Below are 16,984 nucleotides of genomic sequence, written 5' to 3' on the forward strand. Positions count from 1 at the left end.
CTTAAGCCCAGGCCCAGAGCGCGTAGGACAACAGTCCCGCCACGCCGAGCAGCATCACGAACGCATAGTGGTAGACGTACCCACTCTGAAGACGGCCAGCTCGCCGCCCCAGCTTGTAGGACAGAGCCGACACACCATCGGGGCCCAGGCCGTCGATGATCTTCTGGTCGCCACCCTTCCAGAACAGGTCGCCCAGGAACTTGGCAGCACGCACGAAGGTCGCCTCATAGAGTTCGTCGAAGAACCACTTGTTGTAGAGGAAGGTCCAGAGCGGCCCCTTCCGAGCTGCGAGCGCCGCGCCGAGGCCCTCGCGCATGATGTAGACGTAGTAGGCGATCCCGAAGCCGACCGCCGACACCGCTAGCGGCGCCCACTTCACCCAGGTCGGGGAATGGTGAGCGTGCTCCAAGATGTGGTTGTCCGCGCCATTGAAGATCGCGCCGCGCCAGAAGTCCTTCCAGCCCTCGCCCACGAAGTGGTCGACGAAGACATAGCCGGCCGCCACCGCGCCAAAGGCGAGCAGGATCAGCGGAACGAGCATGATCCAGGGGCTCTCGTGCGGCTTGTGATCATGGCCGTGGCCATGGTCGTCGTGACCGTTCGGCAGCGGCTCGTCATGGCTCTCGATCTGCGCCGAGCTGGCGTGATCGTCGGCCGCATGGCCGTGATCGTGACCATGATCGTCATGAGCCCACTTCGGCGTGCCGTGGAAGGTCATGAAGGCCAAGCGCCAGGAGTAGAACGCCGTCAGGCCGGCCGCGAACAGGCTGATTACGAAGGCGAAGTACGCGACGCCGCCGAACTGCTGGCCCGCCGCGAAGGCGCTCTCGATGATGGTGTCCTTCGAGTAGAAGCCGGCGAAGCCCAGGTGCAGGCTCGGGATGCCGAAGCCGGTGATCGCCAGGGTGCCGATGGTCATGACCACGTAAGTGATCGGCAGGTACTTCCACAGGCCGCCCATCTTCCGCATGTCCTGTTCGTGGTGCATGCCGTGGATCACGGAGCCGGCGCCGAGGAACAGCAGGGCTTTGAAGAAGGCATGGGTGAACAGGTGGAACATCGCCGCCTGATAGGCGCCTACGCCAGCGGCGAAGAACATGTAGCCGAGCTGCGAGCAAGTCGAATAGGCGATGACCCGCTTGATGTCATTCTGCGCCAGGCCAACCGTGGCCGCGAACAGGGCCGTGACGGCGCCGATCAGGGTGACGATCTGCTTGGTGTAGGGCGCGTACTCGAACATGGGCGAGAGCAAGCAGACCATGTAGACGCCCGCGGTCACCATGGTCGCGGCGTGGATCAGGGCCGAAACCGGAGTCGGGCCCTCCATCGCGTCCGGCAGCCAGGTGTGCAGGAAGAACTGGGCCGACTTGCCCATGGCGCCGACGAACAGCAGCGCGCAGGCCAGGTCCACCGCGTGCCAGTAGGAACCGGCGAACCACCAGCCCTGATTGGCGAACTCGGGAACCTTCGGGAAGATCTCGGCGAACTGGATCGTGCCGAACATCCAGAAGACGGTCATGATGCCGAGCGCGAAGCCGAAATCGCCGACGCGGTTGACCACGAAGGCCTTGATCGAGGCGGCGTTGGCGGTGGGCTTCTTGAACCAGAAGCCGATCAGCAGGTAGCTCGCCAGGCCCACGCCTTCCCAGCCGAAGAACAGCTGCATGAAGTCGGCGGCGGTCACCAGCGCCAGCATGGCGAAGGTGAACAACGACAGATAGGCGAAGAACCGCGGCTTGCTGTCGTCCTCGGCCATGTAGCCCCACGAATAGACGTGGACGAGGCAGGAGACGCTGGTCACGACCACCAACATGACGGCCGACAGACCATCGAGCCGGATCGACCAGTTGGACTGGAATTCGCCGATATTGATGAACGGCAGCAGTTGGATCGTGAACGGCTCAAGGCCGCCCCAGGTCCACTGTGCGAAGATCGTCCACGAGAGGACGGCGGCCAGGATAAGCAGGCCGGTGGTCACGGTCTGGGACGCCATGTTCCCGATGCGGCGGCCGAACAGGCCGGCCACGATCGCGCCGATCAGCGGCGCGAAGACCACGGTGGTGATGAGAGACTGCGGTGTCATGTCTAGGTCCGTCAGCCCTTCATCACTGAGACGTCGTCCACGGCGATGTCGCCGCGGTTACGGAAGAAGGTGACAAGGATGGCGAGGCCGACGGCGGCTTCAGCGGCCGCCACGGTCAGCACGAACATCGCGAAGATCTGCCCCGTGACATTGTGAAGATAGACCGAGAAGGCCACCAAATTGATGTTCACGGCGAGCAGGATCAGCTCGATCGACATCAGGATGACGATGATGTTCTTGCGGTTCACGAAGATCCCGAACACCCCGATGGTGAACAGGATCGCGGCCACCGCGAGGTAATGGGTGAGCCCGATGCTCATTGGTCGATCCCCTCGCCCGACTTGATCTGGACGATGCGCATGCCGGTCTTCGGCTCGCGGGCGACCTGATCCATGATGACCTGACGGCGAACGCCCGGCTTATGGCGCAGGGTCAGCACGATGGCGCCAATCATGGCCACCAGCAGCACCAGCCCCGCGGCTTGGAAGAAGTAGACGTAGTCGGTGTAGAGCACCCGGCCGATGCTCTCGATGTTCGACACATCGCCATGCACCATCGGAGCGTTCTTGGTCGCGCCCTCGGTCGCCACTGCGCTCGCCACGACAATCATCTCGACCGCCAAGATGCCCGCCACCAGGCCGCCTAGCGGCATGTAGCGTGCAAAGCCCTGTCGCAGGGCGGCGAAGTCGACGTCCAACATCATGACGACGAACAGGAAGAGCACCGCGACCGCGCCGACGTAGACGACGACCAGCAGCATTGCGAGGAACTCGGCCCCCAAGGTCACGAACAAGCCCGCGGCCGAGAAGAAGCTGAGGATGAGGAACAGCACCGAGTGCACGGGGTTGCGGGATGAAATCACCCCGAACCCGGCGCCTACGGTCACCGCCGCCAGCAGATAAAATGCGATCGCCAAGGCCATGACGGCTCTTCTCAGCCCCTTAGTTACTTAAGTCGCCTGCGCCGGCCGGAGGCCCGCGAAAACGACAATGGTTCGTCTCGGAATCGCGCCCGGGTTCTTACCGGTAGGGCGCGTCCAGTTCCAGATTCTTAGCGATCTGCCGTTCCCAGCGGTCGCCGTTCGCGAGCAGGCGCTCCTTGTCGTAGTAGAGCTCTTCCCGCGTCTCGACCGCGAACTCGATGTTCGGGCCCTCGACAATGGCGTCCACCGGGCAGGCCTCCTGGCACAAGCCGCAGTAGATGCACTTCACCATGACGATGTCGTAGCGGGTGGTGCGGCGGCTGCCGTCGTCCCGCGGCTCGGCCTCGATGGTGATGGCCTGGGCAGGGCAGATGGCTTCGCAGAGCTTGCAGGCGATGCAACGCTCTTCGCCGTTGGGATAGCGGCGCAACACGTGCTCGCCACGGAAACGCGGCGATTGCGGGCCGCGCTCGTGCGGGTACTGCACGGTCGCCTTCGGCTTGATCATGTACTGCATCGCCAGCCCGAAGGCGCCGACGAAGTCCATCAGGGCCGCGCCCCGAACCGCTTGTGAAATCCGCTGCATCATCTCGCGGTTACTTTCTCTTGCACGCGAAGTCGGACATGCGCTTGCCCGAGTTCAGGTCGTCCCGCACCAACTCGCCGCCCTTGGCCACGCAAGCCGCGCGCGCGTTCTTCAGCGCATCGTAGCTGGCCACGCCGCCCAGCGGATCAGGTCCGCCGGTCGGCCCGGCGCAGGCCGAGAGGGAAATGAGGAGGAGGCTGGACATCAGGATCTTCATGCGCCGCCCGGTCCGAAGACCCGCCAGGCCGCGACCAGGATGACCGCCACGAGCGAGGTCGGCAGGAAGACCTTCCACCCCAGGCGCATCAGTTGGTCGTAGCGGTAGCGAGGCACGATGGCCTTCACCATGGCGATCAGGAAGAAGAAGAAGCAGATCTTCACCACGAACCACATCAGGCCGTAGAAGCTCTGCACCGTGTCAGGCCAGGTGTGGACGAAGCCGAAGTCGATCGGCGCCTGCCAGCCGCCGAAGAACAGCAGCGAGATCAACGCGCACATCAGCACGATGTTGATCAGCTCGCCGATCATGAACAGCAGGAACGGCGAGGACGAGTATTCGACCTGATAGCCGGCCACCAGCTCCGACTCCGCTTCCGGTAGGTCGAAGGGAGGACGGTTGGTCTCGGCCAGGGCCGAGATGAAGAAGATCACCGCCATCGGGATCATCACCAGGGCGAGCGGCAGGTTCTGTAGGCCCGGACCGCCGAAGACGTTCCAGTTCCAGAAGCCGCCAGCTTGCTGCTGCACGATGGTCTGCAGGTTCATGGTCCCGGCCAGCAGGATCACAGTGACGATCACGAAGCCGATGGAGACTTCATACGAAACCATCTGCGCGGCAGATCGCAGGCTGCCCAGGAACGGGTACTTCGAGTTCGAAGCCCAGCCGCCCATGATGATGCCGTAGACGCCCAGCGACGAAATCGCGAACAGGTACAGCACGCCCACATTGATGTCGGCGACCACCCAGCCCGGCGCGAAGGGGATCACCGCCCAGCCCACGAGAGCCAGGGTGAAGGTCAGCACCGGAGCCAGCAGGAAGACGAACTTGTCGGCCCCGTCGGGGATGACGATTTCCTTCAGCACGAACTTGATCAAGTCGGCGAAGGACTGGAGCAGGCCGAAGGGCCCGACCACGTTCGGGCCTTTGCGCATCTGCACGCCGGCCCAGATCTTGCGGTCGGCCAGCATGAAGAAGGCCAGGGCCACGAGCAGCGGCAGGATCACGGCCATGATCTGGGCGACCGTGATCAGGGTCCAACCGCCGGGCGTGGTCCAGAAGGTGTTGGCGACAGCGTCCATGCCCCTACTCCGCCGCGATCTTGGCGGCGCCGGAAGCCACGGCGGCGCACTCAGCCATCGTCACGCTGGAGCGCGCGATGGGGTTGGTCAGATGGAAAGCCTTCACCACGCTCGCAAACGGCGCGTCGGAGAGCTCGCCCTTGGAACCCAGCAGCCCGAAGTCCAGCGAAGCCGCACCGGCAGGACCGGCCACATAGTCGACCTGGCCGAAGCTTGGGTGATCGGCGAACAACTTGGCCCGGAGCTGAGCCAGGGTGTCGTAAGGCAGCTTGGCGCCGAGGCGTTCGGACAGCGCCCGCAGGATCGACCAGTCTTCCTTGGCCTGTCCCTTCGGGAACACCGCGCGATAACCGAACTGAACCCGGCCCTCGGTGTTGACGTAGATGCCGTCCTTCTCGGTGTAGGCGGCGCCCGGCAGGATCACGTCGGCCAGGTGGGCCCCCGCGTCGCCATGGGTGCCGAGGTAGACCGTGAAGGCGTCCGAGCCCTTGGCGTCGATTTCGTCGGCGCCCAGCAGGAACAGCACGTCGAGCGCGCCCTTCTCCACCATTTCGCCGGCGCTCTTGCCGCCCACGCCCGGGACGAAGCCCAGGTCGAGACCGCCCACGCGGGCGGCGGCCGAGTGCAGCACGTTCCAGGTCATGCCGAAGGTTTTGGCGGCGACGGCGGCGGCCGCCAGTACGGCCCCGCCGTCAGCCCGCGCCAAAGCGCCGGCGCCGACGATAATCGCCGGGTTTTTGGCGCCCTTCAGGGCGGTGACGAAGTCGTTCTTGGCGCGCGCGAGGCCCGAGAGGGTCTGCGGCCCGGCGCCGAGATAGTCGTAGCTATAGGTCAGGTCGGCCTGCTCGCCGATCACGCCCACGCGCAGCGCGCCGGCCAGCCAGCGCTTGCGCAGGCGGGCGTTAAACACCGGAGCCTCGACGCGCGGGTTGGTCCCGACCAGCAGGATGACGTCGGCCTCTTCGATGCCGGCGATGGTGGAGTTCAGCAGCCAGCTCTCACGCGGGCCGGCGCCCAGCGCCATGCCGTCCTGGCGGCAATCGAGGTTCTTAACCCCAAGGCCGCCGAACAGGTCGAGCGCCGCCTTCATGGATTCGGCGTCCTGGACGTCGCCGGCGATGACGCCGACGCGCTCGGGCGTGGTCGCCTTCACCTTGGAGGCGATCAGGTCGAAGGCCTCGGCCCAGGTCGCGGGCTGCAAGCGGCCACCCTTGCGCAGGAACGGCTGGTCCAGGCGCTGGCGCGAGAGACCATCGACCGCGTAGCGCGTCTTGTCGCTGATCCACTCTTCGTTGATGTCTTCGTTCAGGCGCGGCAGCACCCGCAGCACGGCCGGGCCGCGGCTGTCGACGCGGATCGACGAGCCCAGCGCGTCCATCACGTCCACGCTCTCGGTCTTCTTCAATTCCCACGGACGGGCGTTGAAGGCGTAGGGCTTGGAGGTGAGCGCACCGACCGGGCAGAGGTCGATCACATTGGCGGACAGTTCGGATGCGACCGACTTGTCCAGATAAGTCGTGATTTCAACGTCTTCGCCGCGAGAGATGAGACCGATGTCCGGCACGCCTGCCACTTCGGTGATGAAGCGGACGCAGCGTGTGCACTGGATGCAGCGGGTCATGACCGTCTTGATCAACGGCCCCATATACTTCTCTTCGACCGCACGCTTGTTGTCGGCGTAGCGGCTGTCGTCGCGGCCATAACCCATGGCCTGATCTTGCAGATCGCACTCGCCACCCTGGTCGCAGATCGGGCAGTCGAGGGGGTGGTTGATGAGCAGGAACTCCATAACCCCTTCCCGCGCCTTCTTGACCATGGGCGAGTTGGTGATGATCTCGTTGCCTTCGGCGGCCGGCAGCGCGCACGAAGCTTGCGGCTTCGGCGGACCAGGCTTCACCTCGACCAGGCACATCCGGCAGTTGCCGGCGATGCTGAGACGTTCGTGATAGCAGAAGCGCGGGATCTCTTCCCCGGCCAGTTCCGCGACCTGCAGAACCGTCATACCGGGTTCGAACTCGACCTCGACGCCGTTGACTGTGGCTTTTGGCATGCCGTTACTCCGCCGCCGCCAGGGTCGCGCCCTGCACGTGCGGCTTGCCGATACGGTAGTTGGTGATCCGCTCTTCGACCTCGTGGCGGAAGTGGCGGAACAGGCCCTGGATCGGCCACGCCGCAGCGTCGCCCAGACCGCAGATGGTGTGCCCTTCGACCTGGCTGGCGACGTCGAGCAGGAGATCGATCTCCTTCATCTCGGCCTCGCCCGTGGCCATGCGCTCCATCACCCGCCACATCCAACCGGTGCCTTCACGGCACGGCGTGCACTGGCCGCAACTCTCGTGCTTGTAGAAGTACGAAGCGCGCGCGATGGCCCGGACGAGATCGGCGTCCTTGTCCATCACGATCATGGTGGCGGTGCCCAGGCCCGACCGGCGACCGGCCAGGTCGTCGAAGTCCATCAGCGCGACCTCGGCCTCTTCGGCCGGGATCATGCGCATCGAGATCCCGCCCGGGATAACGGCCTTCAGATTGCCCCAACCGCCGCGCACGCCCCCGAAGTGGTCTTCGATCACCTGGCGCATCGGGATCGACATGGCCTCTTCGACCACGCAGGGCTTGTTGATGTGGCCCGAGGCCGCCATCAGCTTGATGCCCGAGTTCTTGGGACGGCCAAAGCCGGCGAACCAGTCCGCGCCGCGGCGCAGGATAGTGCCGACGACCGAGATCGACTCGACGTTGTTGATGGTGGTCGGCGCGCCGTAGATGCCGGCGCCGGCCGGGAACGGCGGCTTCAGGCGCGGTTGGCCCTTCTTGCCTTCCAGGCTTTCCATCAGCGCGGTTTCGTCGCCGCAGATATAGGCCCCGCCACCGTGGGTGACGTGGAGGTCGAAGTCCCAACCGTGGACGTTGCCCTTGCCGATCAGCTTGGCCTCGTAGGCCTGCTTGATCGCCGCTTCCAGGCGCTCGCGCTCATGCACGTATTCGCCGCGGATGTAGATGTAGGCCGTGTGGGCGCGGATGGCGTAGCTGGCCACCAGGCATCCCTCGATCAGCAGATGCGGATCGTTGCGGATGATCTCGCGGTCTTTACAGGCCCCCGGCTCGGACTCGTCGGCGTTGACGACCAGGAAGTGCGGTCGCTCGCTTTCGGCCTTCGGCATGAAGGTCCACTTCAGACCCGTGGGGAAACCGCCGCCGCCGCGTCCGCGCAGGCCCGATTCCTTGATCTGATCGCAGATCCACTCAGGGGTCTGCTTCAGCATTTCGCGGGTGCCGTTCCAGCAGCCGCGCGCCTTCGCGCCCTCTAGGCCCCAATCATGGACGCCGTAGAGGTTCGTGAAGATGCGGTCCTTGTCTTCGAGGATGCCGACCAAGGCCCCTACACTCCCTTTTGCGCAGGGCGAACGCCCGCGACGAAAATCATGCTGCTCACGCCGCCGGCTCCGTGGCGCCCTTGGTAGGCTTGGGCGCGTTCGGGAGTGACTTGATGGGCTTGGCGCGGCTGCCGTCATACAGCGACGGATCGATAAGGACGAGCGGCCCGCCTTCGGGCGCCGAACCTTGACGGCCAGTGACCGAGCCAGGCGCCGGCGTGCGGCCTGCGGCGAACTCGTCGAGCAGCTTGTCGAAGCTCTCGACCGTCAGGTCTTCGTAGTAATAGTCGTTGATCATCGCCATCGGCGCGTTCGAACACGCGCCCAGGCACTCGACTTCCTGCCAGTAGAACTTTCCGTCGGCCGAGCGATGATCCTTCGGACCCAGCCGCTTCTTGCAGTGGGCCAGCAACTCGTTCGCGCCGCGCAGGGCGCACGGCGTGGTGCCGCAGACCTGGACCAGCGCATGGGTGCCGACCGGCTCCAGCATGAACATGGTGTAGAAGGTCGCGACCTCCAGCACCCGGATCTGGGCCATGCCGAGCATCTCGGCGACAGCGCGGATGGCGGGCTCGGAGACCCAGCCTTCCTGCTTCTGGACCAGCCACAGGATCGGGATCACCGCCGACTGCTGCTTGCCGGCCGGGTATTTCGAAATCCACCACTGCGCCTGCTCCAGGCTCTCTTTCGAGAAGCTGAAGCTCGCGGGCTGGTTCGGGGAGAGGCGGCGAACGCTCAAGCGATCCTCACTTCACGAAGTCGACGCGGACGATCTTGGCGTCGGCGATGGTGTAGATGGCGGCGACCTCGAAGGGGTCGGCGTCAGGCGAACGCTTGACCCGCTCGTGGTCGATGACGTTGTTCCCGACCACGATGCGGTTCAGCAACTCCGCATGGTTCTGCGGAAAGTCCGCGAAAACCTGCTCGTACTTGGCGCGATAGGCGGCGATGCCGCTGATCGTCACCGCGCCGTTCAAATCGGCGACCACGATGTTGTCGGCGAAGCAGGCGCAGTGACCGTCAAGATCCTGGGCGTTGTAGGCCTCGAGTTGGGCCTCGGCCACGTCGAACGGGCTGATGCAGGCAGGCGCGCTCAACGGTCGATCTCCCCGAACACGATGTCCAGCGACCCGAGGATCGCCGAGACGTCGGCCAGCATGTGGCCGCGATTGATCCAATCCATGGCCATCAGGTGCGGATAGCCCGGCGCGCGGATCTTGCAGCGATAGGGTTTGTTGGTGCCGTCCGACACCAGGAACACGCCGAACTCGCCCTTGGGGGCTTCGACGCAGGAATAGACCTCGCCCGGCGGCGTGCGGAAGCCTTCGGTGTAGAGCTTGAAGTGGTGGATCAGCGCTTCCATCGAACGCTTCATCTCACCACGACGCGGGGGGGCGAACTTGTTGTCCTCGGTCATCACGGGACCGGGGGTCTTCTTCAGCCGCGCGACGCATTGCTGGATGATCCGCACGGACTCGCGCATCTCCTGCATGCGGCAGAGATAGCGGTCATAGCAGTCGCCGTTCACGCCCAGCGGGATATCGAATTCGAAGTCGTCGTAGCACTCGTAGGGCTGGTTGCGGCGCAGGTCCCAGGCGATCCCCGAGCCACGCACCATCACCCCGGAGAAGCCCCAGGTGATCGCCTCTTGCTTCGTCACCACGCCGATGTCGACGTTGCGTTGCTTGAAGATGCGGTTGCCGGTGATCAGCTTGTCGATGTCGCCGATCGGACGCGCGAAGGCGTCGGCCCAGTCGCCGATGTCGTTGACCAGCGCCTCGGGCAGATCCTGGTGGACGCCGCCGGGACGGAAGTAGTTGGCGTGCAGGCGAGCGCCGCAAGCGCGCTCATAGAACACCATCAGCTTTTCGCGCTCTTCGAAGCCCCACAGCGGCGGGGTGAGCGCGCCGACGTCCATCGCCTGGGTCGTCACGTTGAGCAGGTGGTTCAGGACCCGGCCGATTTCCGAGAACATCACCCGGATGATCGAGCCGCGGATCGGAACCTCAAGGTCCAGCAGCTTCTCGATGGCCAGGCAGAACGCATGCTCCTGGTTCATCGGCGCCACGTAGTCGAGACGGTCGAAGTACGGAATGTTCTGGAGGTAGGTCCGGTACTCCATCAGCTTTTCGGTGCCGCGATGCAGCAAGCCGATGTGCGGATCGACCCGCTCCACGACTTCGCCGTCCAGCTCCAGGACCAGGCGCAGAACGCCGTGGGCCGCGGGGTGCTGCGGGCCGAAATTGATGTTGAACTTGCGGACCGGGGTTTCCTGAATGGTCACGGGTGTCGAAGCGTCGTCAGCCATCACTTCGTGCCTCCCGCTTGGGGCGCGCCGGCCCCGGCCACCTTCTCATCGCCAGGCAGCACGTAGTCGGCGCCTTCCCACGGCGAGAGGAAGTCCCAGTTTCGATATTCGACGGCCTTGACCGGTTCGTAGACGACGCGCTTCAGCTCATCGTCGTAGCGCAGCTCGACATAGCCCGTCATCGGGAAGTCCTTGCGCAGCGGATGGCCGTGGAAGCCGTAGTCGGTCAGGATCCGGCGCAGGTCGGGATGGCCTTCGAAGAAGATCCCGTACATGTCGAACGCCTCGCGCTCGAACCAATCGGCGCACGGATAGACGCCCGTGATGGTCGGAACCGGCGTGTCTTCGTCGGTCTGGATCTTCAGGCGGCAGCGGTAATTCTTGGTCAGCGACAGCAGGTGGTAGACCACGTCGAACCGCTGGATGCGGTCCGGATAGTCGACCCCGCAAAGGTCGATCAGTTGCTCGAAACCGAACTGATCGCGCAATTGGGTCAACGCCTGCACGATCCGGTTGGCCGGAGCCGTGAGGGTCAGTTCGCCATAGGCCACATCATAGCCGGCGACAGCGCCGGCCGCGGAGGTGACGATCTCGTTGCCCAGCGCCTGCAGGGCGTCCTCGGTGACGGGCCAACTCATCGCTCGATCGTCCCCGTCCGGCGGATCTTTTTCTGCAACTGCAGAACGCCGTAGACCAGGGCCTCAGCCGTGGGCGGGCAACCGGGCACATAGATATCGACCGGAACGATCCGGTCACAGCCGCGCACGACGGAATAGCTGAAATAGTAGTAGCCGCCGCCATTGGCGCACGAGCCCATCGAGATGACGTAGCGCGGCTCCGGCATCTGATCGTAGACCTTGCGCAGAGCCGGGGCCATCTTGTTGCACAGCGTGCCGGCGACGATCATCACGTCCGACTGGCGCGGTGAGGCGCGCGGCGCGAAGCCGTAGCGCTCCAGGTCATAACGCGGCATCGAGGCCTGCATCATTTCCACGGCGCAGCAGGCCAGGCCAAACGTCATCCACATGAGCGAGCCGGTGCGCGCCCAGGTGATCAGGTCGTCAGCGGCCGCAGTGATGAAGCCCTTGTCGGCCAATTCGCTCGACACGCCGTCGAAGAACGGGTCGTGGACTTTGGGGTCGTAGCCCTCGACCGTCGTACGGCCGGCCGAACCCGCGGGAACGATCACTCCCATTCCAGGGCGCCTTTCTTCCACTCGTAGATGAAGCCGACAGTCAGAATGCCCAGGAAGGACATCATCGACCAGAAGGCGAACTGGGCCACGTCCTGCGGCAGCTTCATAAGCGCCACGGCCCAGGGGAACAGGAAGGCCACTTCAAGGTCGAAGATGATGAAGAGGATCGACACCAGATAGAACCTGACGTCGAACTTCATCCGCGCGTCATCGAACGCGTTGAAGCCGCACTCATAGGTCGACATTTTTTCCGGATCGGGAGCCGACGGCGCAAGCGTCGCTGACGCCACGAGGAAGGCGAGCCCCAAAACGGCCGCGATCCCCAGGAAGATCACGATGGGCAGATACTGCAAAAGAAAGGCGTTCATGGAATCCTCGAAGGAGTCGCGCGCCCTTCTAGACCACCATTGCGCAGGGTTCAAACGGCGTGGTGCGACCGTTGGTATCGCAGCGCCACATAAATAGCATCGGGTGAAAATTTCGACGCGTCTGTGAGGCTCAAGCCCTTTCCACGCCTTGGAAAACGCCCGTTTGCCGCGCGATTACCTTCACTCGCACCTAGAGGCGCTAGTAATAATCACTCTCAACTGAAAGCGCCTTTTGGAGTGCCTAGCGGCGATTTGGCCCTCGCATTAGACCTGAAGAACGCCTTGTCACCCGTTTGACGCCCGGCTCTCCGCCCCCACCCGGTCCGGACTCCGCCCGCGCCGTGTAATTGGCGATCTTATGCACGGCCCTCTCGCCTTCATTTGCAGATGGCCGTTGACACGATTCAAGTCGGGTCATATCAGACGCCCCTCGCGGCGACGTAGCCGTCACGCGGATGTAGCTCAGTTGGTTAGAGCGCCGGCCTGTCACGCCGGAGGTCGCGGGTTCGAGTCCCGTCATTCGCGCCATTTCTTCTTTCGCTTCTCAGCGGTTCAAGTTCCGGTCCAACCGGGGTGCGAACAGCCGGTCTGCGGATGTAGCTCAGTTGGTTAGAGCGCCGGCCTGTCACGCCGGAGGTCGCGGGTTCGAGTCCCGTCATTCGCGCCACCCTCCCCCTCACAATCAAGACGCCCTGGTAGCAGCCTCTCCTGGCCGCAGGAACAGTCTCGCGATCTCGGGATGCTCCAGTTGCAGCTTCTCGCTCAAATCCTGGGCCGCGCGCTCGATCTCGCCACCGGGCAGATCGTCGTCGAAATCGATGGTCACCCCGGCGAGGATTTCCTGCGGCTCTCACGCCAGGCCACAGCGAACCAGGCGCTCTCGAAACCGATGGCCACGCCCGGCATCAGGAAATTGATCCACGGCTTGGTCAACGGCTCGGGGTTAATGATCTTGAGAAAGCCCTCGGAGATCGAGAACGCGCCGCCCAAGGCCAAGATCATCAGGGCTCAGTCAGCATGGCCGAACTGCCAGTGAACATGAAGGCGGCGAACTTGCTGGCTGCGATGGCGAGATTCCCCGCGGCGGCCGCGTAGATCGCGAAGCGTGAGTCCCCGGCCATCAGCTACTCCCCTCGCCGCAACTCCCTGTACCATCCACGGTTCCGCCGGGCTTGACCATTCCAGCCGGGAGGCGATCCTGCATCACTGCTCAGCTTGAGGTGCGCTGCCATGAAAACCTATCGCTCGGTCGCCGCGCTCGTCGTGTGGTTCGGCTTGCTGCTGCAGTACTTCCTGATGGTGCGAGGACAGAGCGGCGAGGCGCTAGCCACGCGCACCATCAACTTCCTCAGCTACTTCACCATCTTGAGCAATCTGCTGGCGGCTGTCGCCCTTTCGGCCCCAGCGGTCGCTCCGGGCGGTCCCATTGGGCGCTTCTTCGCCAAGCCCTCGGTACGCACCGCCGTTGTGCTCTACACATCGGTGACGGCGGCGACCTACATCGTGATCCTGCAAGGCCTGTGGAATCCGCAGGGCCTGCAATGGGTGGCGGACACCACCCTGCACTATGTGACGCCCGCGCTCTTCCTCATCGACTGGCTGCTGTTCACCCCGAAGGGCGCCCTGCGCTGGCGCTCGGTGCTGCCGTGGCTGACCTTCCCGCTCGTCTACGGTCTCTACAGCATCTTCCGTGGGCCGCTTTCGGGCTTCTATCCCTATCCGTTCCTCGACGTTTCCAACCTTGGATTGGCCCGGGTGGTGGCCAACATGGCGGCGATGAGCGGCTTCTTCCTGGCGATGGGATTGGCCTTCGTTCTCATCGACCGCCTGTTGAAGCGCCGGCGCGCCTAGCCCGCCGCGCGCATCGCCTTCAGTGCGCCGCCCCAGCGCACCAGTTCGTCCAGCATCGCCTTGGCCGAAGTCTCATGCAGGTCATTCGGCGTGAAGGTCTTCTCAGCGTCCAGGTGTTGCGGGAACATCGGGATCGTCACCTGCTCGGGCAAAGGCATGATCTTGAAGCTGGTCAGCATCAGCTTCTCGGCCTGGACCGCGCGCAGCCCGCCTGAAACGCCGCCGTAGCTGACAAAGCCCGCGACCTTGTTGCCCCACTCATGAACCAGATAGTTCATCGCGTTCACCAGCGAAGGCGGCGGGCCGTAGTTGTATTCCGGGGTCACGAAGACGAACGCATCGCCGCTCTCGACGCTCGCGCTCCAGGCCTTGGTGTGCTCGTGCTCGTACTTCCGCAGCCGCGGGTGGTGCGGCTCGTCGTAGACGGGCAAGTCGAAGTCGGCGAGATCGACCAGTTCGACCTCGAAGCCGCCATGCGCCTTCGCATAGGTCTCGAACCACCGGCCGATCGAAAGCCCGACCCGGCCGGGGCGAGTGGAGCAAACGATGACGTTGAGCTTCAGGGACATAGTCGACCTCATCGAGTGCAGAGGTCAGCTATAGCCTGTTGAGCGCCGACCGCTAGCCGGGCGGACCCTGTGGGAACGCTGGAAGGCCCGGAGTGAGCTGGTGCCAGGGCGGCGCCTCGGCGGTCCAGATGTGCATGGCCGGCGACGGCTCCCCCGGATCATCCAGGCTGCCGACCTTCACGGCCAGAAACGGCATGGCCAATGGGTCCGAATAGAGCGGCGTACCGCACTCGGGGCAGAACACTCGCTCGACGTCCGAGCCGCTGCCGCCGGGACTCTTGAAGCCCTTCGGGTAGCCCTTGGTGAGTTCGAAGGCCGTACGCGGAGCGAGCGCGACGTAGTTCGGCCCGCCGCCGGAACTGTACTGACACTGTCGGCAGTGGCAGACCCCGACCGCCATGGGCGGCTGGGTGATCTTGTAGCGCACAGATCCGCAGGCGCAGCCGCCTTGCAACTCGCTCATGTCGTCCCTTCCCTTATCCGACCAGTTCGGCGCTTTTGGTAAGTACGAAGTCCTTCGGATCCGGTGCCAAGGTCGCGCGCCAATAGTCCACGAGGGCGAAGGGCCAGTTCTGGCTCACCCGGCCCTTCTCGTTCTTGTACCAACTGGTCACTTGCGGCGCGCCCCAGGCCATCAGGCTGTTGCCCGCGTCGACCTTGGCGTTGAAGGCGTCATGAACGTCCTGCTTCGGCTCCATGGCCGCCGCCCCGGTCTCGGCCAGCAATTTCAGGCATCCGAGGATGTAGCGAACGCTGCATTCGGAGAAGAAGATGATGGAGCCATTGACCACGATATTGGTGTTCGGTCCGTAGATCATGAAGAGGTTGGGGAAGCCCGGCGTCGTCATGCCCAGGTAGGCGCGAGCGTCGCCATCCCAGCTGGCATGAAGGTCCGCGCCGTCGCGGCCAATGATCTTCATCGGCCACAGGAACTTCGAGGCGTAGAAGCCGGTGCCGTAGATGATCACGTCGAACTCGCGGCTCTCGCCATCGACGGTGACGATGCCCTGCGGGGTGATTTCGGAGATGCCCTCCGTCACCAGCTCGACATTTTCGCGCTTCAGCGCCTCGATCCACACGCCGTTGTCCAGCAAGGACCGCTTGCCGCCGACCGGATAGGTAGGGATCACCTTGGCGATCAAGTCGGGACGATCTGGCGCCTGGGCGGCTATGGCCTGCGCGATCATCTCGCGGAAGCCGAAGTTCATTTCGCTGACCGCCGTCGACGGTCCGGTCCAATTGGGGTCGGCGGTAACCATCGGCAACAGCCCATCGGTTACGGTCCAGAACATCCAGAAGCGGTACCATTTGTCGTAGAACGGCACGTGCTCCATCAGCCAGTTCATCCCGGCCGGCACGTCCTCGTGATAGTGCGCCACCGGGAAACCCCACGGCGGCGTGCGCTGGAACACGGTCAAGCTGCCGACCTTTCTCGCGATCTCCGGCACGAACTGGAAGGCGCTGGCTCCCGTGCCGATCACGGCCACCCGCTTGCCAGTCAAATCGACGTCGTGCCGCCACTCGGCCGAATGGAAGGCCGCGCCCGCGAACCGTTCGCGCCCCTTGATGTCGGGATAGCGGGGCCGGTTGAGCTGGCCGACAGCGGTGATGACCGCCTGGGCTTCGACATGCTCGATCCCTGACGGGGTCTTCAGCCGCACTTTCCAGACCGCGCGCGGTTCATCCCAGACCATTTCCTCGACCGTGGTTTCGAACCGGACGTGCTTCTTGACGTCGTGGCGAGCGGCGACGCCGCGGAAGTAGTCCAGCAGCACGGGCTGGGTGGAGAAGTGCTGGGGCCAAAAGTGGTTCGGCTCGAAGCTGTAGGAGTACATGTGATTGGAGGAATCCACCCGGCAACCCGGATAGGTGTTCTCCAGCCAGGTGCCTCCCACATCGGCGTTCTTGTCCACGATCTCGAATGGCACGCCGGCCTGGGTCAAACGGATGGCCGCGAGGATGCCGGACATCCCGGCGCCGACGACCAAGACGTTCAGGCGCCGCGCCGCGGCCTTGAGCTGCGGCGAGGACCATTGCGGGTCTTTTGAACTGTGGCCATCGAGCGCAAGCTCATCGGTGAGAAACTCGCCATAGCCGTCGGGAATGTCCGCGCCGGCAACGAAGCTCATCATCTGGCGGACGGCTTCGGGCCCTGGTATCGGCGCCATCGACCGCTTGCCGGTCAGATAGTCGGTGATCGCGATCTTGGCGGCCGCTCGCATCTTGGCCTGCTCGGCCTCGGACACGCCTGTCTCGCCACGCGAGAGCGGCATGTAGGTCGGCCGCCACTCTGGCCGCAGCCAGGTCATATCACCCGTCAGATGCACCAGGGCCGCCGACAACGCCGGCAAATGGGCGCTCTCCAAAGCCTGATCGAGGGGGGTCAAATCGACCGCCATGCTCTTTCTCCCTGGATAATCATTGTTCTTTCA

General features: G+C 64.2%; 20 protein-coding genes and 2 tRNA genes. 3 read left to right on the forward strand and 19 right to left on the reverse strand.

Features of this window, described 5'->3' with window-relative positions:
- Position 1: 1 nt before the first annotated feature.
- From nuoL to Q8M13_RS10145, 14 genes are all read right to left on the reverse strand, one after another.
- The gene (gene nuoL, locus Q8M13_RS10080; RefSeq protein ID WP_305299831.1) at positions 2-2,083 is read right to left on the reverse strand and encodes an NADH-quinone oxidoreductase subunit L; all 2,082 of its coding nucleotides are present in this window, start codon (positions 2,081-2,083) and stop codon (positions 2-4) included.
- An 11-nt stretch (positions 2,084-2,094) separates the two neighbouring features.
- On the reverse strand, positions 2,095-2,403 hold the full coding sequence (gene nuoK / locus Q8M13_RS10085; protein ID WP_304809362.1) for an NADH-quinone oxidoreductase subunit NuoK: 309 nt from the start codon (positions 2,401-2,403) through the stop codon (positions 2,095-2,097).
- Positions 2,400-3,005: an NADH-quinone oxidoreductase subunit J gene (locus Q8M13_RS10090; protein ID WP_305299832.1), complete on the reverse strand. Its 606-nt coding sequence runs from the start codon at positions 3,003-3,005 to the stop codon at positions 2,400-2,402. Before Q8M13_RS10090 ends, nuoK begins: the two co-directional genes overlap by 4 nt.
- 97 nt (positions 3,006-3,102) lie before the next feature.
- A complete protein-coding gene (gene nuoI, locus Q8M13_RS10095; protein WP_305299833.1) occupies positions 3,103-3,594 on the reverse strand; it encodes an NADH-quinone oxidoreductase subunit NuoI in 492 nt (163 codons plus the stop codon).
- A gap of 7 nt (positions 3,595-3,601) precedes the next feature.
- Positions 3,602-3,796, reverse strand: coding sequence for a hypothetical protein (locus Q8M13_RS10100; RefSeq protein WP_305299834.1), 195 nt, complete (start codon positions 3,794-3,796; stop codon positions 3,602-3,604).
- 8 nt (positions 3,797-3,804) lie between these two features.
- Positions 3,805-4,890: an NADH-quinone oxidoreductase subunit NuoH gene (gene nuoH / locus Q8M13_RS10105; protein ID WP_305299835.1), complete on the reverse strand. Its 1,086-nt coding sequence runs from the start codon at positions 4,888-4,890 to the stop codon at positions 3,805-3,807.
- A 4-nt stretch (positions 4,891-4,894) separates the two neighbouring features.
- On the reverse strand, positions 4,895-6,940 hold the full coding sequence (nuoG, locus tag Q8M13_RS10110; protein ID WP_305299836.1) for an NADH-quinone oxidoreductase subunit NuoG: 2,046 nt from the start codon (positions 6,938-6,940) through the stop codon (positions 4,895-4,897).
- A 4-nt stretch (positions 6,941-6,944) separates the two neighbouring features.
- Entirely contained in the window at positions 6,945-8,261 is a 1,317-nt protein-coding gene (nuoF, locus tag Q8M13_RS10115; protein ID WP_305299837.1) for an NADH-quinone oxidoreductase subunit NuoF, read from the reverse strand.
- 55 nt (positions 8,262-8,316) lie between these two features.
- Positions 8,317-9,000 (reverse strand): NADH-quinone oxidoreductase subunit NuoE, encoded by a 684-nt coding sequence (gene nuoE / locus Q8M13_RS10120; protein WP_305299838.1) that lies wholly within the window; start codon positions 8,998-9,000, stop codon positions 8,317-8,319.
- 7 nt (positions 9,001-9,007) lie between these two features.
- The gene (locus Q8M13_RS10125; protein WP_305299839.1) at positions 9,008-9,358 is read right to left on the reverse strand and encodes a nuclear transport factor 2 family protein; all 351 of its coding nucleotides are present in this window, start codon (positions 9,356-9,358) and stop codon (positions 9,008-9,010) included.
- Positions 9,355-10,569: an NADH-quinone oxidoreductase subunit D gene (locus tag Q8M13_RS10130; protein WP_305299840.1), complete on the reverse strand. Its 1,215-nt coding sequence runs from the start codon at positions 10,567-10,569 to the stop codon at positions 9,355-9,357. Before Q8M13_RS10130 ends, Q8M13_RS10125 begins: the two co-directional genes overlap by 4 nt.
- The gene (locus tag Q8M13_RS10135; RefSeq protein ID WP_305299841.1) at positions 10,569-11,207 is read right to left on the reverse strand and encodes an NADH-quinone oxidoreductase subunit C; all 639 of its coding nucleotides are present in this window, start codon (positions 11,205-11,207) and stop codon (positions 10,569-10,571) included. The genes Q8M13_RS10130 and Q8M13_RS10135 overlap by 1 nt, the downstream gene beginning before the upstream one ends.
- Positions 11,204-11,785, reverse strand: a complete 582-nt coding sequence (locus Q8M13_RS10140; protein ID WP_304806340.1) for an NADH-quinone oxidoreductase subunit B family protein — start codon at positions 11,783-11,785, stop codon at positions 11,204-11,206. The genes Q8M13_RS10135 and Q8M13_RS10140 overlap by 4 nt, the downstream gene beginning before the upstream one ends.
- The gene (locus Q8M13_RS10145) at positions 11,755-12,132 is read right to left on the reverse strand and encodes an NADH-quinone oxidoreductase subunit A (RefSeq protein ID WP_304806339.1); all 378 of its coding nucleotides are present in this window, start codon (positions 12,130-12,132) and stop codon (positions 11,755-11,757) included. The genes Q8M13_RS10140 and Q8M13_RS10145 overlap by 31 nt, the downstream gene beginning before the upstream one ends.
- Before the next feature lie 451 nt (positions 12,133-12,583).
- Here Q8M13_RS10145 and Q8M13_RS10150 point away from each other — a divergent pair.
- Both Q8M13_RS10150 and Q8M13_RS10155 read left to right on the forward strand, forming a co-directional pair.
- Positions 12,584-12,660, forward strand: a tRNA-Asp gene (locus tag Q8M13_RS10150).
- Between the two features lie 62 nt (positions 12,661-12,722).
- Positions 12,723-12,799, forward strand: a tRNA-Asp gene (locus Q8M13_RS10155).
- Between the two features lie 15 nt (positions 12,800-12,814).
- Here Q8M13_RS10155 and Q8M13_RS10160 read toward each other — a convergent pair.
- A complete protein-coding gene (locus Q8M13_RS10160; RefSeq protein ID WP_305299842.1) occupies positions 12,815-12,958 on the reverse strand; it encodes a hypothetical protein in 144 nt (47 codons plus the stop codon).
- Positions 12,955-13,134 (reverse strand): hypothetical protein, encoded by a 180-nt coding sequence (locus Q8M13_RS10165; protein ID WP_305299843.1) that lies wholly within the window; start codon positions 13,132-13,134, stop codon positions 12,955-12,957. Before Q8M13_RS10165 ends, Q8M13_RS10160 begins: the two co-directional genes overlap by 4 nt.
- A 228-nt stretch (positions 13,135-13,362) precedes the next feature.
- On the opposite strand from Q8M13_RS10165, the gene Q8M13_RS10170 reads away from it, so the two are divergent.
- Positions 13,363-13,983: a Pr6Pr family membrane protein gene (locus tag Q8M13_RS10170; protein WP_305299844.1), complete on the forward strand. Its 621-nt coding sequence runs from the start codon at positions 13,363-13,365 to the stop codon at positions 13,981-13,983.
- On the opposite strand, the gene Q8M13_RS10175 is transcribed toward Q8M13_RS10170, so the two are convergent.
- Genes Q8M13_RS10175 through Q8M13_RS10185 form a run of 3 tightly spaced genes read right to left on the reverse strand, consistent with a single transcriptional unit; the run spans position 13,980 to position 16,951 of the window.
- Entirely contained in the window at positions 13,980-14,552 is a 573-nt protein-coding gene (locus Q8M13_RS10175) for an NADPH-dependent FMN reductase (RefSeq protein ID WP_305299845.1), read from the reverse strand. The two genes, Q8M13_RS10170 and Q8M13_RS10175, sit on opposite strands and share 4 nt — an antisense overlap.
- 52 nt (positions 14,553-14,604) lie before the next feature.
- Entirely contained in the window at positions 14,605-15,015 is a 411-nt protein-coding gene (locus Q8M13_RS10180; protein WP_305299846.1) for a GFA family protein, read from the reverse strand.
- Between the two features lie 13 nt (positions 15,016-15,028).
- Positions 15,029-16,951 carry an NAD(P)/FAD-dependent oxidoreductase gene (locus Q8M13_RS10185; RefSeq protein ID WP_305299847.1) on the reverse strand — a complete coding sequence of 641 codons (1,923 nt, stop codon included), beginning with the start codon at positions 16,949-16,951 and terminating at the stop codon, positions 15,029-15,031.
- Between the last annotated feature and the right edge of the window lie 33 nt (positions 16,952-16,984).

The sequence above is a fragment of the Phenylobacterium sp. genome, assembly GCF_030681155.1.
Taxonomy (GTDB): domain Bacteria; phylum Pseudomonadota; class Alphaproteobacteria; order Caulobacterales; family Caulobacteraceae; genus Phenylobacterium.